This window comes from Arthrobacter sp. SAFR-179, assembly GCF_059414945.1.
Window position 1 is genome coordinate 371,183 of record NZ_JBPFDM010000001.1, and the last position, 17,818, is coordinate 389,000.

Here is a 17,818-nt window from a genome sequence, read left to right on the forward strand (position 1 = left end):
TGTGGCAGTGGATGAGAGCGCCGGTTTTAGCTGAAAGGCTGGGCCAGAGCGACGTTTCCGGTTTGCAGGGTTCTTGTGCAACGTATGCCACATTTTTGCATGCCTAGGGACTTGTTCGACACCAGTCGCCCCCGGGGATGCGATCCGACTATTAAGGCTTCGCCTTCGCCGCCCTGGAGATCTTCTTCAAGGCCCGGGCGGCGGGGCAACGCAACAGGAGAGTGGCCGGAAACAGCCACTCCGGAAAAACGGAGAACACGAGAGTGCCTACGATTAACCAGCTGGTCCGCAAGGGCCGCACGCCTAAGGTCTCAAAGACCAAGGCTCCCGCGCTTAAGGGCAGCCCCATGCGCCGCGGTGTCTGCACCCGCGTCTACACCACCACCCCGAAGAAGCCGAACTCGGCTCTGCGCAAGGTGGCCCGTGTGCGCCTCAACGGCGGCGTGGAAGTTACCGCCTACATCCCCGGTGTTGGCCACAACCTGCAGGAGCACTCCATTGTGCTCGTTCGCGGTGGTCGTGTTAAGGACCTCCCGGGTGTCCGCTACAAGATCGTCCGTGGCGCCCTCGATACCCAGGGTGTGAAGAACCGTAAGCAGGCCCGCAGCCGCTACGGCGCAAAGATGGAGAAGAAGTAATATGCCTCGCAAGGGTCCGGCCCCCAAGCGGCCGCTCGTTTCGGATCCGGTATACGGTTCCCCGCTGGTAACCCAGCTCATCAACAAGGTGCTCGTTGACGGCAAGAAGTCCACGGCAGAGCGCATTGTCTACGGTGCACTCGAAGGCGCACGCGCCAAGTCCGGCGGCGATCCCGTTGCAGCCCTGAAGAAGGCCATGGACAACGTCAAGCCTTCGCTCGAGGTTCGCTCCCGCCGCGTCGGTGGCGCCACCTACCAGGTTCCGGTTGAGGTCAAGCCGGGCCGCTCCACCGCACTCGCCCTGCGCTGGCTGGTTGGCTACTCCAAGGCCCGCCGTGAAAAGACGATGACCGAGCGCCTCCAGAACGAAATCCTGGATGCCTCCAACGGTCTCGGTGCCGCTGTGAAGCGTCGCGAAGACACCCACAAGATGGCCGAGTCCAACAAGGCCTTCGCACACTACCGCTGGTAATACTCCCCGGACGCCGCCGGCTCGATCGAGCCGGCGGCGAACGCGTAGTCCATCCCAAAAGGAGACCCCGTGGCACAGGACGTGCTTACCGACCTTAGTAAGGTCCGCAATATCGGCATCATGGCCCACATTGATGCCGGCAAGACCACCACAACCGAGCGCATCCTGTTCTACACGGGTGTGAACCACAAGATCGGCGAAACGCACGACGGCGCTTCGACCACCGACTGGATGGAACAGGAAAAGGAACGCGGCATCACCATCACGTCTGCCGCCGTGACCTGCTTCTGGGAAAACAACCAGATCAACATCATCGACACCCCGGGCCACGTGGACTTCACGGTTGAGGTAGAGCGCTCCCTGCGCGTCCTCGACGGTGCAGTTGCCGTGTTCGACGGCAAGGAAGGTGTTGAGCCGCAGTCTGAGACCGTTTGGCGCCAGGCTGACAAGTACAACGTTCCGCGTATCTGCTTCGTCAACAAGATGGACAAGCTGGGCGCTGACTTCTACTTCACCGTAGACACCATCATCAGCCGCCTCGGTGCCAAGCCGCTGGTCATGCAGCTGCCCATCGGTGCCGAGAACGACTTCATCGGCGTCGTGGACCTGCTCTACATGCGCGCTCTGGTGTGGCCCGGCGATGCCAAGGGTGACGTCACCATGGGTGCCAAGTACGAGATCCGTGAGATCCCGGCTGACCTCCAGGAAAAGGCCGAGGAGTACCGCGCGAACCTCGTCGAGACCGTCGCAGAGTCCTCCGAGGAACTCATGGAGAAGTACCTCGAGGGTGAAGAGATCTCGATCGACGAGCTCAAGGCCGGCATCCGCAAGATGACCATCAACTCCGAGCTGTACCCGATCTTCTGTGGTTCCGCCTTCAAGAACCGCGGCGTTCAGCCCATGCTCGATGCAGTTGTGGACTACCTGCCCAACCCGCTCGACGTCCCCCCGATGGTCGGCCACGATCCCCGCGACGAAGAGAAGGAACTGACCCGCAAGCCTTCTTCCGAAGAGCCGTTCTCCGCACTGGCCTTCAAGATTGCTGCGCACCCCTTCTTCGGCCAGCTCACCTTCATCCGCGTGTACTCCGGTCACGTTGAGGCAGGCGCCCAGGTGGTCAACTCCACCAAGGGCAAGAAGGAGCGCATCGGCAAGCTCTTCCAGATGCACGCCAACAAGGAAATGCCTGTTGAGGGCGCTACCGCCGGCCACATCTACGCAGCGATCGGTCTGAAGGACACCACCACAGGCGATACCCTGTGCGACTCCGCCAACCAGATCGTCCTCGAGTCCATGAGCTTCCCGGAGCCCGTGATCTCGGTTGCCATCGAGCCGAACACCAAGGGTGACCAGGAGAAGCTCTCCACGGCCATCCAGAAGCTCTCCGCTGAGGACCCCACCTTCCAGGTGTCCCTCAACGAAGACACCGGCCAGACCATCATCGCCGGCATGGGCGAGCTCCACCTGGACATCCTGGTGGACCGCATGCGCCGCGAATTCAAGGTCGAGGCCAACGTGGGCAAGCCCCAGGTCGCCTACCGCGAAACCATCAAGCGTGCTGTCGAACGCCACGACTACACGCACAAGAAGCAGACCGGTGGTTCGGGTCAGTTCGCAAAGATCCAGATTGCCATCGAGCCGCTGGACACCGCCGAGGGCGAGCTGTACGAGTTCGAGAACAAGGTCACCGGTGGCCGCGTTCCGCGCGAGTACATCCCGTCTGTTGACGCGGGCATCCAGGACGCACTGAACGACGGCGTCCTGGCGGGTTACCCGGTTGTCGGCATCAAGGCCACGCTGATCGACGGCGCGTACCACGATGTTGACTCCTCGGAAATGGCCTTCAAGATCGCCGGCCGTATGGCTTTCAAGGAAGCTGCACGCAAGGCGAACCCGGTCCTGCTCGAACCGCTGATGGATGTCGAGGTCCGCACCCCTGAGGAATACATGGGTGAAGTTATCGGTGACCTCAACTCCCGCCGTGGCCAGATGCAGTCCATGGAAGATGCACAGGGCGTCAAGGTCATCCGTGCGCACGTTCCGCTGTCCGGCATGTTCGGCTACATCGGTGACCTGCGCTCCAAGACCCAGGGCCGCGCTGTGTACTCCATGACGTTCAACAGCTACGCCGAGGTCCCGAAGGCTGTTGCCGACGAGATCATCCAGAAGTCCCGCGGCGAGTAGTCCCCGGACTGCTCAAAGCAACAAACTCGGGTGCGCTTGCCGGCAACGGAAAGCACAGCCTGTGCAGGAGGCCGGGCCCATCGGATTCATCCGGCAGCCGGTCCGGCCCCTGCACGAACAGGATCCTGGGACTAGTATTAGTTCCTGAATCTGCAATTTCACCAAACCAAAGCCCCCCAAGTAGACTTACCTGAGTTTCTGCCGCGACAAGAGCGGCAGGAGGGTACGTCATTTGAAAACGTTCTAGGAGGAACCTGTGGCAAAGGCAAAGTTCGAGCGGACTAAGCCGCACGTCAACATCGGCACCATTGGTCACGTTGACCACGGTAAGACGACGCTGACGGCCGCCATTTCCAAGGTGCTGTACGACAAGTACCCGGATCTCAACGAGAAGCGCGACTTCGCGTCGATCGACTCTGCTCCCGAAGAGCGTCAGCGTGGCATTACCATCAACATCTCCCACGTGGAGTACCAGACCGAAAAGCGCCACTACGCACACGTAGACGCCCCGGGTCACGCTGACTACATCAAGAACATGATCACCGGTGCTGCCCAGATGGACGGCGCAATCCTCGTGGTTGCTGCTACCGACGGCCCCATGGCACAGACCCGCGAGCACGTTCTGCTCGCCCGCCAGGTTGGTGTTCCCTACCTGCTGGTCGCCCTGAACAAGGCCGACATGGTTGACGATGAGGAACTGCTGGACCTCGTTGAAATGGAAGTTCGTGAGCTCCTGAGCTCGCAGGGCTTCGATGGTGACGAAGCTCCCGTGGTCCGCGTTTCCGGCCTGAAGGCCCTGGAAGGCGACCCCGAGTGGGTCAAGTCCGTTGAGGACCTGATGGCTGCAGTCGACGAGTCCGTTCCGGACCCCGTACGTGACCGCGACAAGCCGTTCCTGATGCCGATCGAAGACGTCTTCACCATCACCGGCCGTGGCACCGTAGTTACGGGCCGCGCCGAGCGTGGAACCCTCGCCATCAACTCCGAGGTCGAGATCGTCGGCATCCGCCCGGTCCAGAAGACCACGGTTACCGGTATCGAGATGTTCCACAAGCAGCTCGACGAAGCATGGGCCGGCGAGAACTGTGGCCTCCTGCTCCGCGGTCTGAAGCGCGACGATGTCGAGCGTGGCCAGGTTGTCGTCAAGCCGGGTTCCATCACCCCGCACACCGACTTCGAGGCCAACGTCTACATCCTCTCCAAGGACGAAGGCGGACGTCACAACCCGTTCTACTCCAACTACCGCCCGCAGTTCTACTTCCGTACCACGGACGTAACCGGCGTTATCACCCTGCCCGAGGGCACGGAAATGGTTATGCCTGGCGACAACACTGAGATGACCGTTGCGCTCATCCAGCCGATCGCTATGGAAGAGGGCCTCGGCTTCGCTATCCGCGAAGGCGGCCGCACCGTTGGTTCGGGACGTGTCACCAAGATCATCAAGTAATACTTGCTGAACTGAAAGAACAGCCCCGCTGCAGTAGCAGCGGGGCTGTTCTTTTTCGTTAACAGGCCACTGATACTGTTGCAGCACTGAAAGGAGATCATCATGGGATGGCTTATCTTCCTGATCATCGCGGTTGCCGTTGTAGCCGGCGTGCTCTGGACCCGCAAATATTTCCGGCATGAGATTGACCGCGCCAAGCGGATCAACAGGTCAAACAAGAACCAGTAGCAGGGACAGCCGCCACATGCCGGTAGGCCTTATTCCTACTTTTCGGTATACCTAAATTCGCGGTATCCTCGTTGTATCGACGCCCGCAACGACGAGGACTACGTGATGGCTGTTTCAACAATGACGGCGGAACCCGCCACCACCAGGCTCTGGTCGCGCCTGCTGCTGCTCGGACCCGCGTTCGTGGCCGCCATTGCGTATGTGGACCCGGGCAACGTGGCCGCGAACCTGACCGCGGGCGCCAGCTTCGGGTACCTCCTGGTGTGGGTCCTTGTGGCTGCCAACGGGATGGCCGTGCTGATCCAGTACCAGTCCGCCAAGCTCGGGCTCGCCACTGGCATGAGCCTGCCGGAGATACTCGGCCAGCGCCTTGGCACGCGCCGCCGCCGCGCCTACTGGGTTCAGGCTGAGATCGTTGCCGGAGCCACGGACATGGCCGAAGTCATCGGCGGGGCAGTGGCCCTCAACCTGCTGTTCGGCCTGCCCCTGCTGACCGGCGGAGTCATCATCGGGCTGGCGTCCATGCTCCTGCTGACACTGCAGTCGCACCGCAGCCAAAAGTCCTTCGAATTTGCCATCCTCACCCTGCTGGGCGTGATTGCGGTCGGGTTCGTTTCGGGCCTCTTCGTCGCACCGCCGGACGCCGGGGGAGCCCTGGCCGGGCTGGTGCCCCGCTTCGAGGGAACCGATACGGTACTGCTCGCGGCGAGCATGCTCGGTGCCACCGTCATGCCGCACGCCATCTACCTGCATTCGGCCCTGGCCCGAGACCGCCATGGCTTCTCGGAGGACCCGGCCGTCAGGACCCGCCTGATCCGGACCACCCGCGTGGACGTCGCCGGCGCTTTGCTGCTGGCCGGCGTCGTCAATATCGCCATGCTGCTGCTGGCTGCCTCCAGCCTTCGGGGCGTGGAGGGAACCGACACCATCGCCGGTGCCCACGCTGCGGTGACGTCCGCGCTCGGGCCAGTGATCGGCGTCGTCTTCGCGGTGGGCCTCCTGGCATCCGGCCTGGCATCCACATCGGTGGGATGCTACGCGGGTGCCACCATCATGGGCGGCCTGCTGAAGGTGCGGATTCCGTTGCTGGCCCGCCGGACGGTCACCTTGATTCCCGCGCTGGCGGTCCTCGGCGCCGGCATCGAACCCACGCTGGCTTTGGTCCTCAGCCAGGTTCTCCTGAGTTTCGGCATTCCGTTCGCCCTGATTCCATTGATCCGGCTCACCGGCAGCCGCAAGGTGATGGGGGTCCACGCCGACTCGAAGCCGCTTCGGATCGCCGGATGGACCAGTGCCACCCTGATCGTCGGCCTGAACTGCGTCCTGATTTTCCTCACGGTGGTGGGACAGGGGTAGCAGCGGGGACCCGGGGCCGGCGCGCCCCGCCGTGCACTACGCCCGGCGGTGGCTCCGTGCCCTGGACAACGCCTGGTACCAGTAGAAGGACCGCTTGGGACTCCGCTCCTGCGTCTCGAAGTCCACGTGCACCAGTCCAAAGCGCTGCGAGTAGCCTGCTGCCCACTCGAAGTTGTCCATCAGCGTCCAGACGTAGTAGCCCCGGAGGTCAACGCCCTCGGCCTTGCCGCCAGGAGCGGTGGCATCCAGTGCCGCTCCCAGATGCGCGGCCAGGTACTCCACCCGGTCGGTGTCCTCAAGTGTTCCGGCAACACGGTCGGGTTCAGGGAAGCTGGCACCGCCCTCGGTAATGTAAACCGGCGGGAGGGCCTCCCCGTACCGGTCCCGCATTTCCTGCAGCAGGATTCCCAAATGGTCCGGCGCCACCGGCCAGCCGAATCCGGTGCTGCCAAACTCCGCGTAGCCCACCTCATGGAAGGGCAGCTTGGCCACTTCCTTGTGCATATCCGCAGGCATCGGCGTGATGCCCGGGCCCAGGGCCACCTTGACCGGGAAATAGTAGTTGAGCCCGTAGAAGTCCAACGGCTGGTGGATGGTGCGGAGGTCGGCATCGGAGATTTTTCCGAGGGAACGCAGCCAGGGCTTCGCGTACAAGGGCAAGGTGGGGTACCGGCCCAGCAGGACGGGGTCGGCGTAGATCCTGTTGGCCAGCAGGTCGTACAGATGGGCCACCAGTCGGTCGCCGATCTTCCGGCTGGCGGGCCGGACGGGCGAGTGCAGGTTGGTCAGGCCGATGCCCCCCAAAACTCCGGCCGCCCGCAGCGCCTGTACACCGAGCCCGTGAGCCAGGAGTTGGTGGTGGATGGACGGAAGGGCGTTAAACATCAAGCGGCGCCCGGGGGCATGCACGCCCAGGGCATATCCGTTCAAGGTGACCGAAACAGGTTCGTTAAGGGTGACCCACTGCGCCACCCGGTCACCGAACCGTTCGCCGGCGGCCCTGGCGTACTCGCCAAACCGCTCTGCCGTCTCCCGGTTCAGCCAGCCGCCACGGTGTTCCAGGGGCAACGGAGTGTCCCAGTGGTAGAGCGTTGCCATGGGGGAGATGCCGGCTTCGAGGAGCTGGTCGATCAGCCGGTCGTAGAAGTCCAGGCCCTCCGCATTGAAGCCGCCCCGACCGTCGGGTTGGATACGCGGCCAGGAGAGCGAGAACCGGTAGGAGTCGACGCCCAGCTCCTTGAGCAGTGCCACATCCTCCGGGAACCTGTTGTAGTGGTCGCAGGCCACGGCGGGGGAGTGGCCGTCCTGGATGGCGCCAGGCTTTTCCGCAAAGGCGTCCCAGCCAGATGGTCCACGGCCACCGGACTTGAGCGCGCCTTCGATCTGGAACGCCGCCGCCGCGACGCCAAGAGTGAACGACGGCGGCACGCGTCCGGCCAGTTCCGTCACCGATTCAGTGCCTTCGAGGGTCATGCCCCTATCATCCAGCGCGTTCCTGTCCCCGGCAATGGGCTGCAATGGCCCTTGACCAGGCCGGACCGGGAGCCGATTCGCATCTGCCACGGATTTCCGGCATACTAGATGAGTTGTTCAAGCGCTTCTTCGCGTCCCGATCCGGATAATGCCGGGTGCAGGGTCCAAGCTGAAGACCAAACATAACCCACCCCAATGGAATTGCGGATTTGTATGCGTGTTCAGCGCGACACGCCCGACCGCGGGGGTCGGTTGCGCCGGCAGGTTGAGGAACCCGGAGTCATCCGGATTCAGCTTGTGCGGCGGATGGTGGTTACGACCTCAAATGCTTCGGCAGCCATACAACGAGTAAGTGAACAGGGCAGCCCTAAACCGGGGAAGCACAGACTGAAAGAGAGTCAGGCGACATGGCGGGACAAAAAATCCGCATCCGGCTGAAGTCATACGACCACGAGGTCATTGACGTTTCAGCACGGAAGATCGTTGAGACGGTCACGCGCGCAGGCGCAACGGTAGTAGGCCCCGTGCCGCTGCCGACGGAGAAGAACGTGTACTGCGTGATCCGCTCTCCGCACAAGTACAAGGACAGCCGCGAGCACTTTGAAATGCGCACGCACAAGCGTCTTATCGACATCATCGATCCCACGCCGAAGGCTGTCGACTCGCTCATGCGTCTCGACCTGCCGGCTGACGTGAACATCGAAATCAAGCTGTAGGGAGGTGCTGAGAAACTATGACCGCAACCCGTAACGTAAAGGGCCTGCTGGGCACGAAGCTCGGCATGACCCAGGTCTGGGACGAGAACAACAAGCTCATCCCCGTCACTGTGGTCCAGGCAGACTCGAACGTCATCACCCAGCTGCGCAATGCAGAAGCTGATGGCTACGTCGCCGTTCAGATCGGCTACGGCCAGATCGATCCCCGCAAGGTCACCAAGCCGCTGGCTGGTCACTTTGAAAAGGCAGGCGTCACGCCTCGCCGCCACGTCGTCGAACTCCGTACCGCAGATGCTGCCGAGTACGAGCTGGGCCAGGAGCTCTCCGTAGAGGTCTTCGAAGCCGGCCAGAAGATCGACGTCATCGGCACCACCAAGGGTAAGGGCTTCGCCGGTGTTATGAAGCGTCACGGCTTCCACGGTGTTGGAGCTTCCCACGGTGCCCACAAGAACCACCGTAAGCCCGGTTCAATCGGTGGCGCATCCACCCCGAGCCGCGTCTTCAAGGGCATGAAAATGGCCGGCCGCATGGGCGCCGTTCGTCACACCACGCTGAACCTCACGGTCCACGCGGTTGACGTCGAGAAGTCGCTGCTCCTTATCAAGGGTGCCGTTCCCGGCGCCCGCGGCCAGGTCGTCCTCGTACGCACCGCCGTGAAGGGAGCCTAATCCAATGGCTAACACTGTCCAGGTTGACCTGCCTGCAGAGATCTTCGACGTTCAGACCAACGTGCCGCTGCTGCACCAGGTTGTCGTTGCCCAGCTCGCTGCTGCCCGCCAGGGAACCCACAAGACCAAGACCCGCGCTGAAGTTTCCGGTGCAGGACGCAAGCCGTTCAAGCAGAAGGGCACCGGCCGCGCCCGTCAGGGTTCAATCCGTGCTCCGCACATGACCGGCGGTGGCATTGTCCACGGTCCCACCCCGCGTGACTACAGCCAGCGCACCCCCAAGAAGATGATTGCTGCTGCACTGCGCGGCGCACTGTCTGACCGGGCACGCAACGGTCGTATCCACGTTGTCGCAGAACTGGTTGAAGGCACCAAGCCCTCCGCCAAGACCGCACTGGCAACGCTCCGCGGTTTTTCCGACCGCAAGAACCTGCTGGTCGTCATCGAGCGCGATAACGATGTTGCCGCACTGTCCGTGCGCAACCTCGCCGGCGTTCACGTTCTGTACGTAGACCAGCTGAACACCTACGACGTTCTCGTCTCTGATGACGTTGTCTTCACCAAGGCTGCCTACGACGCATTCGTTGCCGCTAAGGCAGCTAAGAACGAGGAGGATGCCAAGTGAGTGCAGCCACCATCAAGGATCCCCGCGACGTCGTGCTTGCACCCGTCGTGTCGGAAAAGAGCTACGGCCTGATCGACGAGGGCAAGTACACCTTCCTGGTGGACCCCCGTTCGAACAAGACCGAGATCAAGCTGGCCGTGGAGAAGATCTTCTCCGTCAAGGTCGAATCGATCAACACCATCAACCGTGCCGGTAAGCGCAAGCGCACCAAATTCGGATGGGGTACCCGCAAGAACACCAAGCGTGCGATTGTCACCCTCAAAGAAGGCACCATCGACATCTTCGGCGGTCCGCTCGCGTAGCGGAGACCACTTTAACGAGGAAATAAATTATGGGAATCCGTAAGTACAAGCCGACTACCCCGGGCCGTCGTGGCTCGAGCGTAGCGGACTTCATCGAAATTACGCGGTCGACGCCGGAAAAGTCGTTGGTACGTCCGCTGCCCAAAAAGGGCGGCCGTAACAACACCGGTAAGATCACCACCCGTCACAAGGGTGGTGGACACAAGCGCCAGTACCGTCTGATCGACTTCCGTCGCCACGACAAGGACGGCGTCAACGCCCGCGTTGCCGAAATCGAGTACGATCCGAACCGCACGGCTCGCATCGCCCTCCTGCACTACGTTGATGGCACCAAGCGTTACATCATCGCTCCCAACAAGCTCTCCCAGGGTGACGTTGTAGAGGCAGGTGCCGGTGCTGACATCAAGCCCGGTAACAACCTCCCGCTGCTCAACATCCCGGTGGGTACCGTCATCCACGCAGTGGAGCTGCGTCCCGGCGGTGGCGCCAAGATGGGCCGCTCCGCCGGCGCATCGATCCAGCTTGTTGCCAAGGAAGGCCGCTTCGCCCAGCTGCGCCTGCCTTCCGGCGAAATCCGCAACGTTGACGTGCGCTGCCGCGCAACCGTCGGCGAGGTGGGCAACGCCGAGCAGTCGAACATCAACTGGGGCAAGGCCGGCCGTATGCGGTGGAAGGGCGTTCGCCCGACCGTCCGTGGTGTTGCCATGAACCCGGTTGACCACCCGCACGGTGGTGGCGAGGGTAAGACGTCCGGTGGACGTAACCCCGTCAACCCGAACGGTAAGCGGGAAGGCCGCACCCGCCGCCCCAACAAAGAGAGCGACAAGCTTATTGTGCGTCGCCGTCGTACTGGCAAGAACAAGCGATAGGAGCCTGGACACATGCCACGCAGCCTGAAAAAAGGTCCTTTCGTTGACCAGCACCTCTTTGTGAAGGTAGCCAGGGAAAACGAAAAGGGCACCAAGAACGTCATCAAGACCTGGTCCCGCCGTTCGATGATCATCCCCGACATGCTCGGGCACACGATCGCCGTGCACGACGGACGCAAGCACATCCCGGTGTTTGTCACTGAGTCGATGGTCGGGCACAAGCTCGGCGAATTCGCTCCCACGCGGACATTCCGCGGCCATGTCAAGGACGACCGTAAGGGCAAGCGCCGCTAGGCGCCTGCGTTTACGTCAAAGACGAGAGAAGGAAAGCAATGGAAGCCAAGGCAATTGCGCGCCACATCCGCGTAACGCCTATGAAGGCCCGGCGCGTCGTCAACCTTGTTCGTGGATTGCAAGCGAATGAGGCTCTGGCAATTCTGAAGTTTGCCCCCCAGGCAGCTTCGGAGCCGGTATTCAAGGTAGTTCAGTCGGCAATCTCCAACGCCCGGGTCCTCGCGGACCGCGACGGCGTGGCGTTTGACGAAGGCGACCTCATCATCAGCGAAGCGTTTGTTGATGAAGGCCCGACCATGAAGCGGTTCCAGCCGCGTGCCCAGGGTCGTGCATTTCAGATCAAGAAGCGCACCAGCCACATCACCGTGGTAGTCGCTACCCCGGAGAAAGAGGAGGCTCGCTAAGTGGGACAGAAAGTAAACCCGCACGGGTTCCGACTCGGCATCACCACCGATCACGTATCGCACTGGTTCGCTGACAGCACCAAGGCCGGCCAGCGGTACAAGGACTTCGTTCGCGAAGACATCCGCATCCGCCAGCTCATGTCCACGGGCATGGAGCGCGCCGGTATCGCCAAGGTCGAAATCGAGCGCACCCGTGACCGTGTCCGCGTGGACATCCACACGGCCCGTCCCGGCATCGTCATCGGCCGCCGTGGAGCAGAAGCAGACCGCATCCGCGGCGAGCTCGAAAAGCTCACCGGCAAGCAGGTCCAGCTGAACATCCTCGAGGTCAAGAACCCCGAGATGGAAGCCCAGCTTGTGGCCCAGGGCGTTGCAGAGCAGCTGACTTCCCGCGTGGCGTTCCGCCGTGCGATGAAGAAGGCCATGCAGTCCGCACAGCGTGCAGGTGCCAAGGGCATCCGTATCGCCTGCTCGGGCCGCCTGGGTGGCGCTGAAATGTCCCGCTCGGAGTTCTACCGCGAAGGCCGTGTGCCCCTGCACACCCTCCGCGCGAACATCGACTACGGCTTCTACGAAGCCAAGACCACCTTCGGCCGCATCGGTGTGAAGGTTTGGATCTACAAGGGTGACGTCACCGCCAAGGAACTGGCCGCACAGGCTGCTGCCGCACCGTCCCGCGGTAACCGTGGCGACCGTCCCGGCCGCCCGGGTGGCGCTGACCGCGGTGACCGCCGTCGTCGCAACGACCGCCCGGCCGCTGACGCAGCTCCTGCTGCCGAGGCACCGGCAGCTGAAGCAGCACCTGCTGCTGTAGAAGGAGGACAGGCTTAAATGCTTATCCCACGTCGAGTCAAGCACCGTAAGCAGCACCACCCGGGTCGTTCCGGCGCTGCCACGGGCGGCACCGAGGTCTCGTTCGGTGAGTGGGGTATCCAGGCACTGAGCCCGGCATACGTCACCAACCGTCAGATCGAGTCCGCTCGTATCGCGATGACCCGCCACATCAAGCGTGGCGGTAAGGTCTGGATCAACATCTACCCGGACCGTCCCCTGACCAAGAAGCCGGCCGAAACCCGCATGGGTTCCGGTAAGGGTTCACCGGAATGGTGGGTCGCCAACGTAAAGCCGGGCCGGGTTCTCTTCGAACTCTCCGGTGTCAATGAAGAGGTAGCTCGCGAGGCCCTGCGCCTGGCAATCCACAAGCTGCCGTTGAAGGCACGCATTGTGCGTCGCGAAGGTGGTGAGTAGAAATGGCAGTAGGATCCAAGGATCTGGCTCCCGCACAGCTGGACGGTTTCGACAACGAGCGTCTCGTTGAAGAACTCCGCAAGGCCAAGGAAGAGCTGTTCAACCTGCGTTTCCAGTCCGCCACCGGACAGCTGGAGAACCACGGTCGCCTGCGCGCGGTAAAGAAGGACATCGCCCGCATCTACACCGTTCTCCGCGAACGCGAGCTGGGCATTCGTGCCGAGGTTGCCGCACCGGTTGTGGAAGCCAAGGAAGAAAAGAAGTCCAAGAAGGCTTCAACCAAGAAGGCCGACAAGGCTGAAAAGGCTGAGACCGAGGAGGACGCCAAGTGAGTGAAAAGGACCAGAACGTGACCGAAACTGCTACCGCAGCCAAGGCTGGGCAGCGCGGTTACCGCAAGACCCGTCGCGGCTACGTGGTCTCCGACAAGATGGAAAAGACCATCGTTGTCGAGGTTGAAGACCGCGTGAAGCACGCACTGTACGGCAAGGTCATCCGCCGCACCTCCAAGGTCAAGGCGCACGACGAAGAGAACACCGCCGGCATCGGCGACCTCGTAGTCATCGCCGAGACCCGTCCGCTGTCCGCCACCAAGAACTGGCGGCTCGTGGAAATCCTCGAGAAGGCCAAGTAGCACCTGCTGCTTAGCTGTTGCCCCTGCTCCCTTCCGGGAGCGGGGGCTTCCTCGTTTAACGCACGCGTCACGCCCGGCAGGTTTTCGCCTGGGCGGACGACGGCGGGACTTGGCTTTGCGGGGGAGCGGCACCTCGGGTGGGCCGAAAGGCTGCCCTGCGTGACGCCGTCGTGCACCCCACACAAACGCCCGCTCACTTCTGACGCCTTTTCCTGGGACGCCCGCTCATGTCTGGCGAGGGTTCCCCCGACGCCCGCTCACTTTCCTGCCATAACTCTTAAAAAGCGGAATTGATGTGAGCGGGCGCTGGGTTGGGGGCTGCCAAATGTGAGCGGGCGTTGGGTTGGGGGCTGCCAAATGTGAGCGGGCGTTGGGTTGGGGGCTGCCAAATGTGAGCGGGCGGACGACGGCGGGGCGCGGGTTGGCGGGGGAGTGGCACCCCGGGGTGCGCCGAAAGACTGCCGTGCGTGACGCCGTCGTCCAACTTGCAGGCACGCCCTTCCGTCTTGCAGGGCAGGGGACGGTGGTGATATGGGGGCTGGCGGAAAACGTGCTAGGATATTGAGTTTGTATGGCGCCTTTCGCGCGCCATCATCAACCTCGTAAACAAGCGTGCCACAGCATAGTGCCCCTGTGCGTCCGGGATCCGTCCCGGACCGGGTGGGAGCAACTGCTTCTGGCACGGGCGTTTAGGCCTGGTCTGGCAAAATCCAGGCAGGTCAAGAGACACCCCGATCAACCGTTCCGCAAGGCTCATTCCGTAGCAAGACCACGGCCTGAGAACCGGCGCGACGCAAGGAGTAAATAGTGATTCAGCAGGAGTCGCGACTGAAGGTCGCCGACAACACGGGTGCTAAGGAAATCCTTACCATTCGCGTTCTCGGTGGATCCGGCCGTCGCTACGCAGGCATTGGTGACGTCATTGTCGCCACCGTCAAGGATGCAATCCCGGGCGGCAACGTAAAGAAGGGCGATGTGGTTAAGGCCGTCATCGTCCGTACCAAGAAGGAACGCCGCCGTGCGGATGGTTCCTACATCAAGTTTGACGAGAACGCAGCTGTGATCCTGAAGAACGACGGTGACCCCCGCGGTACCCGTATCTTCGGACCGGTTGGTCGTGAACTGCGTGACAAGAAGTTCATGAAGATCGTTTCTCTGGCTCCGGAGGTGCTCTAGTCCATGGCTGCAAAGATCAAGAAGGGTGACCTGGTTCAGGTCATCACTGGCGCCAAGGCTGAGCGCGGCGGCGACCGCGGCAAGCAGGGCAAGGTTCTGCGCGTATTCACCGACACCAACCGAGTGCTGGTTGAGGGTATCAACCGCGTCACCAAGCACACCCGTGTTGGACAGTCGCAGCGCGGCACCAAGACCGGCGGCATCGAGGTCGTAGAGGCCCCGATCCACATTTCCAACGTGGCCCTGGTTGACCCGTCGACCAAGAAGCCGACCCGCGTGGGCTTCCGCCTCGACACCGTGGAGAAGAACGGCGTCAAGAAGACCGTTCGCATCCGCGTGTCCAAGAGCTCCGGGAAGGACATCTAATGACTGAGACTCTCGAGACTCCGGCAACGAAGATCGTTCCTCGTCTGAAGACCAAGTACGCCGAAACCATCAAGGGCCAGCTCCAGGATGAGTTCAAGTACGCCAACGTGAACCAGGTTCCCCGTCTGGTCAAGGTTGTTGTGAACATGGGTGTTGGAGATGCCGCCAAGGACTCCAAGCTGATCGACGGCGCCGTCCGCGACCTCACCCAGATCACCGGTCAGAAGCCGCAGGTTACCAAGGCCCGCAAGTCGATCGCACAGTTCAAGCTGCGCGAAGGCATGCCCATCGGTGCACACGCAACCCTGCGTGGCGACCGTATGTGGGAATTTGTGGACCGCCTGGTCACCCTGGCACTGCCCCGTATCCGCGACTTCCGCGGCCTCAGCGGCAAGCAGTTCGATGGCAACGGCAACTACACCTTCGGTCTGACCGAGCAGGTTATGTTCCACGAAATCGACCAGGACAAGATCGACCGCGTCCGCGGTATGGACATCACGGTCGTCACCACCGCCAAGACCGACGACGAAGGCCGCGCGCTGCTCAAGGCGCTTGGTTTCCCGTTCAAAACCGAAGCTTAATTAACTACGTAAAAGGTCCGGCCGCTCCGCTCCGTCAAGGACGGAACGGCGGAAACCGTTACGAGGAAGGGCATGAGCCCACATGACAATGACAGATCCTGTCGCAGATATGCTTACGCGCCTGCGTAACGCAAACTCGGCATACCACGACTCCGTGTCTATGCCTTACAGCAAGCTCAAGGCACGCGTTGCCGACATCCTCAAGGCCGAAGGTTTCATCGCCGGCTGGAAGGAAGAGGACGCTGAGGTTGGCAAGAAGCTGACCCTCGAACTCAAGTTCGGTCCGAACCGCGAGCGTTCCATCGCCGGTGTACGCCGCATCTCCAAGCCGGGTCTCCGCGTTTACGCGAAGTCCACCAACCTGCCTCACGTGCTCGGTGGCCTGGGTATCGCAATCCTGTCCACCTCTTCCGGCCTCCTGACTGACAAGCAGGCCGGCAAGAAGGGCGTGGGCGGCGAAGTCCTCGCGTACGTCTGGTAACGGGAAAGGAAGAGAATAATGTCACGTATTGGACGTCTCCCCATCACCGTTCCTGCCGGCGTTGAGGTCAAGGTTGACGGCTCTGTCGTCAGCGTCAAGGGTTCCAAGGGCGAGCTGAGCCACACTGTGGCCAGCCCGATCGAGGTTGCCCTGGACGAGAACACCCTGACCGTCAGCCGCCCGAACGACGAGCGCGCCTCCCGTTCACTCCACGGCCTGACCCGCACCCTGATCGCCAACATGATCCAGGGCGTCACCGCAGGCTACGAGAAGAAGCTTGAAATCGTTGGTACCGGTTACCGCGTTCAGGCCAAGGGATCTGACCTTGAGTTCGCTCTCGGCTTCAGCCACCCGGTCAGCGTTGCAGCTCCGGCCGGCATCACCTTTGCAGTAGAGGGACCGACCAAGCTCTCTGTCTCAGGTATCAATAAGCAGCAGGTCGGCGAAGTTGCTGCCAACATTCGTAAGCTGCGGAAGCCTGACCCGTACAAGGGCAAGGGCATCCGTTACGCCGGCGAAGTCATCCGCCGCAAGGTCGGAAAGGCTGGTAAGTAACCATGGCCATCTCCATTAACAAGAAGCGTACGAACAAGAGCAAGGCTGCTGCCCGCAGCCGCCGCCAGCTTCGTATCCGCAAGCGCATTTCCGGTACGGCTGTCCGCCCCCGCCTGGTGGTCAACCGCTCCGCACGCCACGTATTTGTCCAGGTTGTCGATGACAGCATTGGCCAGACCGTAGCAAGCGCATCCACCCTGGAAGCCGACCTTCGTGCATTCGACGGTGACAAGACCGCCAAGGCCAAGCGCGTTGGCGAGCTCGTTGCCGAACGTGCCAAGGCTGCCGGCGTCGAGGCTGTCGTGTTCGACCGTGGTGGCAACAAGTACCACGGCCGCATTGCCGCCGTCGCCGACGGTGCACGCGAAGGTGGGCTGTCACTGTGACCGAAGCAAACAACGAAAAGGACACTGTGTCTGCAGATCAGAAGGCCCCCGAGGCCGCCGCTGCTGAGACCACTGCCCCCGCTGCCGAGGACCGCCGTGGTGGCGCCCGTCGCGGCGAGCGTGGCGACCGCGGCCAGGGCCGCGGCGACCGCGGTGGCCGTGGCGGCCGCGACGGTGGCCGTGAAGCCGAAAAGAACCAGTTCGTAGAGCGCGTTGTCACCATCAACCGCGTTTCCAAGGTCGTCAAGGGTGGTCGTCGCTTCAGCTTCACCGCACTGGTCGTCGTTGGTGACGGTAACGGCATGGTCGGCGTGGGCTACGGCAAGGCCAAGGAAGTTCCCGCTGCTATCGCCAAGGGCGTTGAAGAGGCCAAGAAGTCCTTCTTCCGCGTTCCCCGCGTTGGCAACACCATCCCGCACCGCGTTCAGGGTGAAGCCGCTGCCGGCGTCGTAATGCTGCGTCCGGCTTCCGCCGGTACCGGTGTTATCGCCGGCGGTCCGGTCCGTGCAGTACTGGAGTGCGTGGGCATCCACGACATCCTCTCCAAGTCGCTCGGTTCCTCCAACGCCATCAACATCGTTCACGCGACCGTTGATGCACTGAAGCGCCTCGAAGAGCCGGCAGCAGTGGCAGCACGCCGCGGCCTGCCGCTGGACGAGATCGCTCCGGCTGCACTGGTGAAGGCTCTCCTGGCTCCGAAGGCAGGTGTTTAGTC

25 protein-coding genes are annotated in these 17,818 nt (G+C 62.3%); 24 read left to right on the plus strand and 1 reads right to left on the minus strand.

Annotated features, from left to right (window positions below; genetic code table 11):
- Nucleotides 1-263 precede the first annotated feature (263 nt).
- The 6 genes from rpsL (at nucleotide 264) to ACR65K_RS01900 (ending at nucleotide 6,325) form a co-directional block, all read left to right on the plus strand.
- Nucleotides 264-638, plus strand: coding sequence for a 30S ribosomal protein S12 (gene rpsL, locus ACR65K_RS01875; protein ID WP_009358312.1), 375 nt, complete (start codon nucleotides 264-266; stop codon nucleotides 636-638).
- A gap of 1 nt (nucleotide 639) precedes the next feature.
- Nucleotides 640-1,110: a 30S ribosomal protein S7 gene (gene rpsG / locus ACR65K_RS01880; protein ID WP_003803829.1), complete on the plus strand. Its 471-nt coding sequence runs from the start codon at nucleotides 640-642 to the stop codon at nucleotides 1,108-1,110.
- 69 nt (nucleotides 1,111-1,179) lie between these two features.
- On the plus strand, nucleotides 1,180-3,294 hold the full coding sequence (gene fusA, locus ACR65K_RS01885; RefSeq protein WP_142117238.1) for an elongation factor G: 2,115 nt from the start codon (nucleotides 1,180-1,182) through the stop codon (nucleotides 3,292-3,294).
- 256 nt (nucleotides 3,295-3,550) lie between these two features.
- Complete coding sequence (gene tuf, locus ACR65K_RS01890) at nucleotides 3,551-4,741, plus strand: elongation factor Tu (RefSeq protein ID WP_056334246.1); 1,191 nt, start codon at nucleotides 3,551-3,553, stop codon at nucleotides 4,739-4,741.
- Nucleotides 4,742-4,843: 102 nt separating this feature from the next.
- Complete coding sequence (locus tag ACR65K_RS01895) at nucleotides 4,844-4,969, plus strand: hypothetical protein (RefSeq protein WP_440151149.1); 126 nt, start codon at nucleotides 4,844-4,846, stop codon at nucleotides 4,967-4,969.
- Nucleotides 4,970-5,074: 105 nt separating this feature from the next.
- Entirely contained in the window at nucleotides 5,075-6,325 is a 1,251-nt protein-coding gene (locus ACR65K_RS01900; protein ID WP_056334247.1) for an Nramp family divalent metal transporter, read from the plus strand.
- 36 nt (nucleotides 6,326-6,361) lie between these two features.
- Here the strand turns inward: ACR65K_RS01900 and ACR65K_RS01905 are convergent, their stop codons facing one another.
- On the minus strand, nucleotides 6,362-7,798 hold the full coding sequence (locus ACR65K_RS01905; protein WP_440151150.1) for a GH1 family beta-glucosidase: 1,437 nt from the start codon (nucleotides 7,796-7,798) through the stop codon (nucleotides 6,362-6,364).
- A gap of 407 nt (nucleotides 7,799-8,205) precedes the next feature.
- Between ACR65K_RS01905 and rpsJ the strand changes: the two genes are divergently transcribed.
- The 18 genes from rpsJ (at nucleotide 8,206) to rpsE (ending at nucleotide 17,816) form a co-directional block, all read left to right on the plus strand.
- Nucleotides 8,206-8,514: a 30S ribosomal protein S10 gene (rpsJ, locus tag ACR65K_RS01910; RefSeq protein WP_003803825.1), complete on the plus strand. Its 309-nt coding sequence runs from the start codon at nucleotides 8,206-8,208 to the stop codon at nucleotides 8,512-8,514.
- A gap of 17 nt (nucleotides 8,515-8,531) precedes the next feature.
- The gene (gene rplC / locus ACR65K_RS01915) at nucleotides 8,532-9,182 is read left to right on the plus strand and encodes a 50S ribosomal protein L3 (RefSeq protein WP_013601833.1); all 651 of its coding nucleotides are present in this window, start codon (nucleotides 8,532-8,534) and stop codon (nucleotides 9,180-9,182) included.
- 4 nt (nucleotides 9,183-9,186) lie between these two features.
- Entirely contained in the window at nucleotides 9,187-9,807 is a 621-nt protein-coding gene (gene rplD / locus ACR65K_RS01920; RefSeq protein ID WP_440151151.1) for a 50S ribosomal protein L4, read from the plus strand.
- Nucleotides 9,804-10,109: a 50S ribosomal protein L23 gene (gene rplW, locus ACR65K_RS01925; RefSeq protein WP_011692807.1), complete on the plus strand. Its 306-nt coding sequence runs from the start codon at nucleotides 9,804-9,806 to the stop codon at nucleotides 10,107-10,109. Before rplD ends, rplW begins: the two co-directional genes overlap by 4 nt.
- Before the next feature lie 29 nt (nucleotides 10,110-10,138).
- The gene (gene rplB, locus ACR65K_RS01930; RefSeq protein WP_026264302.1) at nucleotides 10,139-10,978 is read left to right on the plus strand and encodes a 50S ribosomal protein L2; all 840 of its coding nucleotides are present in this window, start codon (nucleotides 10,139-10,141) and stop codon (nucleotides 10,976-10,978) included.
- Nucleotides 10,979-10,990: 12 nt separating this feature from the next.
- Nucleotides 10,991-11,272: a 30S ribosomal protein S19 gene (rpsS, locus tag ACR65K_RS01935; RefSeq protein ID WP_003803803.1), complete on the plus strand. Its 282-nt coding sequence runs from the start codon at nucleotides 10,991-10,993 to the stop codon at nucleotides 11,270-11,272.
- Between the two features lie 38 nt (nucleotides 11,273-11,310).
- Nucleotides 11,311-11,676, plus strand: coding sequence for a 50S ribosomal protein L22 (gene rplV / locus ACR65K_RS01940; RefSeq protein ID WP_009358304.1), 366 nt, complete (start codon nucleotides 11,311-11,313; stop codon nucleotides 11,674-11,676).
- Nucleotides 11,677-12,507 carry a 30S ribosomal protein S3 gene (rpsC, locus tag ACR65K_RS01945; protein WP_056334253.1) on the plus strand — a complete coding sequence of 277 codons (831 nt, stop codon included), beginning with the start codon at nucleotides 11,677-11,679 and terminating at the stop codon, nucleotides 12,505-12,507.
- Nucleotides 12,508-12,924: a 50S ribosomal protein L16 gene (gene rplP / locus ACR65K_RS01950; RefSeq protein ID WP_015937848.1), complete on the plus strand. Its 417-nt coding sequence runs from the start codon at nucleotides 12,508-12,510 to the stop codon at nucleotides 12,922-12,924.
- 2 nt (nucleotides 12,925-12,926) lie between these two features.
- A complete protein-coding gene (gene rpmC / locus ACR65K_RS01955) occupies nucleotides 12,927-13,256 on the plus strand; it encodes a 50S ribosomal protein L29 (RefSeq protein WP_018769136.1) in 330 nt (109 codons plus the stop codon).
- Nucleotides 13,253-13,558 (plus strand): 30S ribosomal protein S17, encoded by a 306-nt coding sequence (rpsQ, locus tag ACR65K_RS01960; protein WP_018769137.1) that lies wholly within the window; start codon nucleotides 13,253-13,255, stop codon nucleotides 13,556-13,558. Before rpmC ends, rpsQ begins: the two co-directional genes overlap by 4 nt.
- Before the next feature lie 807 nt (nucleotides 13,559-14,365).
- A complete protein-coding gene (rplN, locus tag ACR65K_RS01965) occupies nucleotides 14,366-14,734 on the plus strand; it encodes a 50S ribosomal protein L14 (protein ID WP_003803789.1) in 369 nt (122 codons plus the stop codon).
- A gap of 3 nt (nucleotides 14,735-14,737) precedes the next feature.
- On the plus strand, nucleotides 14,738-15,100 hold the full coding sequence (gene rplX / locus ACR65K_RS01970) for a 50S ribosomal protein L24 (RefSeq protein ID WP_015937845.1): 363 nt from the start codon (nucleotides 14,738-14,740) through the stop codon (nucleotides 15,098-15,100).
- Nucleotides 15,100-15,681 (plus strand): 50S ribosomal protein L5, encoded by a 582-nt coding sequence (gene rplE, locus ACR65K_RS01975; RefSeq protein WP_110541323.1) that lies wholly within the window; start codon nucleotides 15,100-15,102, stop codon nucleotides 15,679-15,681. The genes rplX and rplE overlap by 1 nt, the downstream gene beginning before the upstream one ends.
- 82 nt (nucleotides 15,682-15,763) lie before the next feature.
- Nucleotides 15,764-16,162 (plus strand): 30S ribosomal protein S8, encoded by a 399-nt coding sequence (gene rpsH / locus ACR65K_RS01980; RefSeq protein WP_018769139.1) that lies wholly within the window; start codon nucleotides 15,764-15,766, stop codon nucleotides 16,160-16,162.
- 18 nt (nucleotides 16,163-16,180) lie between these two features.
- Nucleotides 16,181-16,717, plus strand: coding sequence for a 50S ribosomal protein L6 (gene rplF / locus ACR65K_RS01985; protein ID WP_056334264.1), 537 nt, complete (start codon nucleotides 16,181-16,183; stop codon nucleotides 16,715-16,717).
- Nucleotides 16,718-16,719: 2 nt separating this feature from the next.
- A complete protein-coding gene (gene rplR / locus ACR65K_RS01990; RefSeq protein ID WP_056334267.1) occupies nucleotides 16,720-17,103 on the plus strand; it encodes a 50S ribosomal protein L18 in 384 nt (127 codons plus the stop codon).
- Nucleotides 17,100-17,816, plus strand: coding sequence for a 30S ribosomal protein S5 (gene rpsE / locus ACR65K_RS01995; protein ID WP_142032007.1), 717 nt, complete (start codon nucleotides 17,100-17,102; stop codon nucleotides 17,814-17,816). The genes rplR and rpsE overlap by 4 nt, the downstream gene beginning before the upstream one ends.
- The last annotated feature ends 2 nt before the right edge of the window (nucleotides 17,817-17,818 follow it).